The sequence below is a fragment of the Fulvimonas yonginensis genome (assembly GCF_037137055.1).
Lineage (GTDB): Bacteria > Pseudomonadota > Gammaproteobacteria > Xanthomonadales > Rhodanobacteraceae > Frateuria_A > Frateuria_A yonginensis.
This window is the reverse complement of record NZ_JBBBNY010000009.1, coordinates 136,521-142,984: the sequence shown is the minus strand read 5'-3', so window position 1 is coordinate 142,984 and position 6,464 is coordinate 136,521. Positions and strand designations below refer to the sequence as shown.

The 6,464-nt window shown below is 70.1% G+C and carries 7 protein-coding genes and 1 pseudogene; 4 read left to right on the top strand and 4 right to left on the bottom strand.

Annotation, left to right across the window (positions count from 1 at the left end):
* Window positions 1–104, top strand: a pseudogene (locus WAT24_RS12570) (IS481 family transposase); the annotation flags it as partial.
* Here the strand turns inward: WAT24_RS12570 and WAT24_RS12565 are convergent.
* Together WAT24_RS12565 and WAT24_RS12560 are read right to left on the bottom strand one after the other, a co-directional pair.
* The gene (locus WAT24_RS12565; RefSeq protein ID WP_336808232.1) at window positions 101–646 is read right to left on the bottom strand and encodes a type 1 glutamine amidotransferase domain-containing protein; all 546 of its coding nucleotides are present in this window, start codon (window positions 644–646) and stop codon (window positions 101–103) included. The pseudogene WAT24_RS12570 and the gene WAT24_RS12565 sit on opposite strands and share 4 nt — an antisense overlap.
* Before the next feature lie 104 nt (window positions 647–750).
* Window positions 751–1,218: an SET domain-containing protein gene (locus WAT24_RS12560; RefSeq protein ID WP_336808231.1), complete on the bottom strand. Its 468-nt coding sequence runs from the start codon at window positions 1,216–1,218 to the stop codon at window positions 751–753.
* A gap of 156 nt (window positions 1,219–1,374) precedes the next feature.
* On the opposite strand from WAT24_RS12560, the gene WAT24_RS12555 reads away from it, so the two are divergent.
* The gene (locus WAT24_RS12555; RefSeq protein ID WP_336808235.1) at window positions 1,375–1,854 is read left to right on the top strand and encodes a hypothetical protein; all 480 of its coding nucleotides are present in this window, start codon (window positions 1,375–1,377) and stop codon (window positions 1,852–1,854) included.
* 18 nt (window positions 1,855–1,872) lie between these two features.
* A complete protein-coding gene (locus tag WAT24_RS12550; protein ID WP_336808229.1) occupies window positions 1,873–3,648 on the top strand; it encodes an acyl-CoA dehydrogenase C-terminal domain-containing protein in 1,776 nt (591 codons plus the stop codon).
* 94 nt (window positions 3,649–3,742) lie between these two features.
* Here WAT24_RS12550 and pgeF read toward each other — a convergent pair whose 3' ends face one another.
* Complete coding sequence (pgeF, locus tag WAT24_RS12545; RefSeq protein WP_336808228.1) at window positions 3,743–4,486, bottom strand: peptidoglycan editing factor PgeF; 744 nt, start codon at window positions 4,484–4,486, stop codon at window positions 3,743–3,745.
* A gap of 69 nt (window positions 4,487–4,555) precedes the next feature.
* Complete coding sequence (gene rluD, locus WAT24_RS12540; protein ID WP_336808227.1) at window positions 4,556–5,524, bottom strand: 23S rRNA pseudouridine(1911/1915/1917) synthase RluD; 969 nt, start codon at window positions 5,522–5,524, stop codon at window positions 4,556–4,558.
* Window positions 5,525–5,578: 54 nt separating this feature from the next.
* Here rluD and WAT24_RS12535 point away from each other — a divergent pair, with 54 nt between their 5' ends.
* Window positions 5,579–6,421: an outer membrane protein assembly factor BamD gene (locus tag WAT24_RS12535; RefSeq protein WP_336808226.1), complete on the top strand. Its 843-nt coding sequence runs from the start codon at window positions 5,579–5,581 to the stop codon at window positions 6,419–6,421.
* The last annotated feature ends 43 nt before the right edge of the window (window positions 6,422–6,464 follow it).

The following is a 6,464-nucleotide window of genomic DNA, read 5'->3' as shown; positions in this document are numbered from 1 at the left end:
CCTGGCTGCATCAATACAACTGGCACCGTCCGCATGCCAGCGTTGACTACCAGCCTCCTATCACCCGCATTGCCATGAACAACCTGGTGGGTTTACGCAACTAGGCCGCCAGCGCCTCGATCACCGCGTTGGCGAAGGCCGGGATGTCGTCCGGCTTGCGGCTGGTGATCAGGTTGCCGTCGCGCACCACCTCGCGGTCTTCCCATTGCGCGCCGGCGTTCTCCAGGTCCTGCCGCAAAGACGGCCACGAGGTGAGCTTGCGCCCTTCGACCTGGCCGGCGTTGATCAGGGTCCACGGGCCGTGGCAGATCGCAGCGACCGTCTTGCCCGACGCGGCGAACGCGCGCACCAGGTCCAGCGCCGCCGGCTGGGTGCGCAACTTGTCCGGGTTGATCACGCCGCCGGGCAGCACCAGCGCGTCGAAGTCGGACGGGTCGGCTTCCTCCAGCTTCATGTCCACCGGCACGCTGCCGGCCCAGTCGCCGCCCTTCCAGCCCCGGATTTCCCTGGCGTCGCCCGGCGCCACCACGGTGACCTCGGCGCCCGCCTCCTCCAGCAGCCGCTTGGGCTCGGTGAGCTCGGAATACTCGAAGCCGTCGGTGGCGAGCACGGCGACGGCGCGACCGTTCAACTTGGATGAAGCCATGGACCGACCCTCCTGCAAGCGAAACCGGGAGGATCGCGCAGCCGGCATGCGCAGCATGTCTCGCACATGTCATCCGCCCGTTAGGGCATGCGGCAAGGGGAGTGCTAGCGCTTGGGCTTGAGCAGGGTGCCGGTGCAGTTCGGCGCGCCGCACAGGCAGCGCCACAGCTTCTTCAGACGAGGGGTGTGCGGCACGTCGAGCACGATGCCGTAGTCGTAGGTCAGCTCCTCGCCCGGGGCGATGTCGCGGATGGCCTCGATCAGCACGCGATCCTTGCGCGGGTCGCCGCTTGCGCTCTCCTCGATCACCGCACGGCAGTTGGGCGCGCAGCTGTGGTTGATCCAGCGCGCGGTGTTGCCCTTGCGGTTGGCGTCGATAATGTACTCGTCGTTGAGCGTGAACAGGAAGGTGTGCCCGGTCTCGCCGCCGTCGCCATAGCGCTCGTCAGCCTCGGCGTGGGTCACCAGCGTGCCCTTGTACTCGATGATTTCCTCGCCCTTGCTGATCGGTGCGGTGGCGAACACGCCGTTGCCGTGGATCGGCGAGCGGCGGGCGACGTAGCGGCGTGGCATGCGTGGGGAATCCTGCGGCGAAAGACGCCGATGATGCCCGTTCGGTGCGCACGGGGAAACCGCGTGCACGTGAAGGCCGCCGTGGTCGAGGCTCACGCGCCGCCATCGGGTGTGGTTAGAATCGGCAAATTCGAACGATCGTTTGGAGAGGCCGTGATGCGTTTCCTGCACTGGATCGTCCCGCTTTCGCTCGCTCTGGGCCTGATCGGCTGCGGTCCGCCGCGCAAGAGCGTGTTCCCGCCCACGGTGAGCATCCAGCAGCTCGTGCTGCAACCGGGCGGCGCCTGGCGGCTGACCGTGCGCATCCAGAACAACAGCTACGGCGAGATGGACTTCACCGGGCTCGACGCGCAACTGGCGATGGCCGGCAGCGTGCCGGTGCGCGTGCACGGCAGCTTCGACCGCGACATCCCCGCCTTCGCCGGCGACGTGGTGCAGATCGACGTGCTGCCCACGGTGGCAATGAGCCAGGCGCTGGCGGCGAGCGCCGCCAAGGGCAGCGCCGGCGCCCTGCCCTACACCCTCTCCGGCAGCGTGCGCGCCACTCCCGAACAGGAGAAGGCGCCGCGCGATTTCGATTTTTCCGGCAAGGACTGGCTCTCGCCCGTCCCCGGCATCGCCAACACCTGGCGCTGATCACCCGAGGACTACCCGATGACGATCTACAAGGCGCCGCTGGACGACCTGCGCTTCGCGCTGCATGACGTGCTGGGCGCGGAGGCCGTGCTCACCCCGCTGGCCGGCGGCGAGGGCCACACCCGCGACCTGCTCGACGCCGTGCTGGAGGAGGCCGCGCGCTTCAACGAACAGGTGCTCGCCCCGCTCAATGCCTCCGGCGATGCCGAGGGCTGCCACTTCGACAAGGCCACCGCGACGGTCACCACGCCCAAGGGCTTCAAGGAGGCCTACCGCACCTACGTCGAGGGCGGCTGGGCCGGGCTCACCATGCCCGAGGCGCTGGGCGGCCAGGCACTGCCCGAGGTGATCGGCGTGGCCATGAAGGAAATGCTCGACTCGGCCAACCTGGCCTGGGGCAACTACCCGCTGCTCAGCCAGGGTGCTGCGCACGCGCTGCAGCTGCACGGCGACGCCTGGCAGAAGGAAGTGTTCCTCAAGCCCATGGTCGCGGGCCGCTGGTGCGGCAGCATGTGCCTGACCGAGCCGCAGGCCGGCTCCGACCTGGGCCTGCTCAAGACCCGCGCCGAACCCGCCGGCGACGGCAGCTACCGCCTCACCGGCACCAAGATCTTCATCACCGCCGGCGAGCACGACCTGACCGAGAACATCGTGCACCTGGTGCTGGCACGCCTGCCGGACGCCCCGACCGGCAGCCGCGGCATTTCGCTGTTCGCGGTGCCGAAGTTCAAGGTCGCGCGCGACGGCTCGATGGGCGAGCGCAACGCCGTGGCCGCCGGCGCCATCGAGCACAAGATGGGCATCCACGGTTCGCCGACCTGCGTGATGAACTTCGACGGCGCCGAGGGCTGGCTGGTCGGCCAGCCGCACAAGGGCCTGTTCGGCATGTTCACCATGATGAACGCGGCGCGCCTGGCGGTGGGCGTGCAGGGCGTGGGCCTGGCCGAGCGCGCGCTGCAGAACAGCCTGCACTACGCGCGCGAGCGCCTGCAGGGGCGCGCCTTGAGCGGCCCGGCGCAGCCGGACAAGCCGGCCGACCCGCTGGTGGTGCACCCGGACGTGCGCCGCATGCTGCTGACCCAGCGCGCCATCGTCGAGGGCGGCCGCGCGCTGATGCTCTACGCCGCGCTGCAGCTGGACATCGAGGAGCGCGCCAGCGACGAGGCCGCGCGCACCAAGGCCGGCGAGCTGGTCGCGTTCCTCATTCCCATCGTCAAGGGCGTGCTGACCGAACTGGCGCAGGAAAGCGTCAAGGAGGCCGTGCAGGTCTACGGCGGCCACGGCTACATCACGGAAAACGGCATCGAGCAGTTCGTGCGCGACGCGCGCATCATCACGCTGTACGAGGGCACCACCGGCATCCAGGCGATGGACCTGCTGGGCCGCAAGATCATGCAGCTCAAGGGCGCCGGCTTCCGCCACTTCCTGGAGGAGATCGGCGGCTTCTGCCAGCGGCACGCGGGCGACGCCATGCTGGCCGAGTTCGTCGCGCCGCTCGGCCAGGCGGCCAGGGAGTGGCAGGCGCTGACGACGGCGCTGGCCGAGCGCGTGCAGGCTGATCCGGAAGAACTGGGCGCGGCCGCGGTCGACTACCTCTACTACGCAGGCTACGTGGCGCTGGCCTACATGTGGGCGCGCAGCGTGGCGGCCGCCGACGCCGGCACGCAACCAGCGGCGTTCAGGCAGGCCAAGCGCGACACGGCGCGCTTCTACTTCGCACGCATGCTGCCGCGCTGCGCGGTGCACCGTGCGGCGATCGAAGCCGGCGTGGCGAGCCTGCCGGCCCTGGGCTGAACCCCATCCTGTAGGAGCGAGCTTGCTCGCGATGCCTTCGGCAGGCGCGCATCCACGCAAACCGCATCGCGAGCAAGCTCGCTCCCACATGGCGTCAGTCGCGCCAGATCAGGCTCGCGAAGCGTCCGCTGTGCGCACCGTCGCGGCGGTGGGAATAGAACCGCGCGTCGGTGAACGTGTCGAAGCCGCCGCCGTGGACCCGCGTCACGCCGGCCGCCGCGAGCCTGCGGCGCGCCAGGCCGGCCAGGTCGCAATGCCAGTGGCCCGGGCGCGACGGCGCAAAACGGGCGGCGGCATCCGGATCCCGTTCGACGAAGGCGCTGCGCACCTCGCCGCCCACTTCGTAGGATGCGGCGCCGATGCACGGCCCCAGCCATGCCAGCAGGCGCGCCGACGGCGTGCCCATCGCGGCGACCGTGGCCTCCAGCACGCCGGCGGCCAGCCCGCGCCAGCCGGCGTGGGCGGCACCGATGCGGGCGCCGTCCTCGCTGCAGAACAGCACCGGCAGGCAGTCCGCCGTCAGGATCGCCAGCACCGTGCCGGACAGGTGCGCGACTGCGGCATCCGCCTGCGGCTCGTCGGCGCTCGCCAGCGGCCCCAGCTCGGCGACGGTGGTCCCATGGACCTGGCGCAGCCAGCGCGGTGCGGCCGGCAGGTCCAGCGCGTGGCGCAGCGCGTCGCGGTTGCTGGCCACCGCCTCGGCGGCGTCACCGCTGCGCAGGCCGAGGTTGAAGCGTGCGTACGGTCCGGTCGACACACCGGGACCGTCGCGGGTGGTGACCGCCGCATGCACGCCACGCGGCGCGGGCCAGTCGGGCAGGATCCAGGGTTCGGTCATGGGGAAGGCCGTGACGGGGAGACCCAAGCATAGCGCGCGTGGGCCCCGCTTCCGCCGGCTGATGGCTGGCTAGAGGTCGGCGTGGATCTGGGCATCCGTGCGCAGGGTCGCCACGAGCGCGTCCAGGTCGGCCGGACGCCGCGCCTCGAACGCCATCGCCTCGCCCGTCACCGGATGTTCGAACGCCAGCCGCTCGGCGTGCAGCGCCTGCCGGCGGAAGCCGCGCAACGCCGCCACCAGTTCGGGCGTGGCGCCCTTGGGCAGCCGCAGACTGCCGCCGTAGAGCGGGTCGCCGACCAGCGGGTGGTGGATGTGCGCCATGTGCACGCGGATCTGGTGTGTGCGGCCCGTCTCCAGGTTGCACTGGATCAGGCTGTGTGCGCGGAAGCGCTCGCGCAGCCGATAGTGGGTCACCGCGTGCTTGCCTTCGTCCTGGTCGCGCACGGCCTGGCGCAGGCGATCGCCGAGGTGCCGGCCGATCGGCGCGTCGACCGTGCCCCCGGCGACCAGGGTGCCGACCACCACCGCCTCGTATTGCCGCTCCACCGCGTGGCGTGAGAGCATCTCCACCAGTGCCGTGTGCGCGGCCAGCGAGCGCGCGACCACCATCAGGCCGGAGGTGTCCTTGTCCAGCCGGTGCACGATGCCGGCGCGCGGCAGCTCGGCCAGCTTCGGGTCGTGGTGCAGCAGCGCGTTGAGCAGCGTGCCGGCGGGGTTGCCGGCGCCCGGGTGCACCACCAGGCCGGCGGGCTTGTCCAGCACCAGCAGATGCTCGTCCTCGTGCACGATGGCCAGGGCGATGGCCTCGGGCGCGCTTTCCACTTCGGTGACGAGTTCGGCCTGCAGCCGCACCTGCTCGCCGCCGCGCAGCAGCTGGCGCGGCGGCGCGACCGCGCCGTCCAGGGTCACCGCCCCCGCCTTGATCCAGGCCGCCAGGCGCGAACGCGAGTAGTCCGGGAACATCTCGGCCAGCGCCTGGTCGAAGCGCCTACCCGCAGCCGACAGGGGCACCTGCCCCTCGTGGCGGATGACGGTCATGCCGGCCTCCGCGGGAGCCGGGCCGTTTGGGCTATCATCCGTCCGTTCAACCTCATGAAAACCTTCCACATGCGCGTCTTCTTCAAACTGCTCGCCGTGCTCGTCCTCGGACTTTCGCTGGGCGCCTGCTCGATGTTCGGCCACAAGCGCGAGTCGATCGACACGATGCCGGTGGACAGGCTGTACGCCAAGGCGCACGAGGACCTGGTCAACGGCGACTACGCCGCCGCCACCAAAGCCTACCAGCGCCTGATCGCACGCTTCCCGTCGGGCGACTACAACGAGCAGGCGCAGCTGGAGCTGGCCTACTCGCAGTACAAGGACAACCAGCCGGACGATGCGTCCTCGACGATCAACCGGTTCATCAAGACCTTCCCGACGCACAAGCACGTCGATTATGCCTATTACCTGCGCGGCCTGATCAATTTCAACCGCACCAGCGGCGTGATCGAGCGCTTCATCTCGCGCAGCGGTTCGCAGGCGCGCCGCGACCAGGCGTACAACCTGCAGTCCTTCGACGACTTCGCCGAGCTGGCGCGGCGCTTTCCGGACAGCGCCTACACCGCCGACGCGCGCCAGCGCATGATCTACCTGCGCAACATCCTGGCGCAGTACGAGATCAACGTGGCCAAGTTCTACCTGCGCAACAAGGCCTACGTGGCTGCCGCCGACCGCGCCCAGTACGTGGTCGAGCACTACCAGCAGGCGCCGCAGACCGGCGATGCGCTGGCGATCCTGACGCGCAGCTACCTGGCGCTGGACCAGAAGGCGCAGGCCGAGCAGGTACGCAAGGTGCTCGCGCTCAACTACCCGGACCATCCCTACCTGGACGATCCGAAGTGGCCGCATCCGCCGTCCACGCTGCGCAAGATGGTTCCCTTCTCCGGGCACCACTGACGAAAGAAAGGCCGGCTCGTCGCCGGCCTTTCTTTCGGGCGCC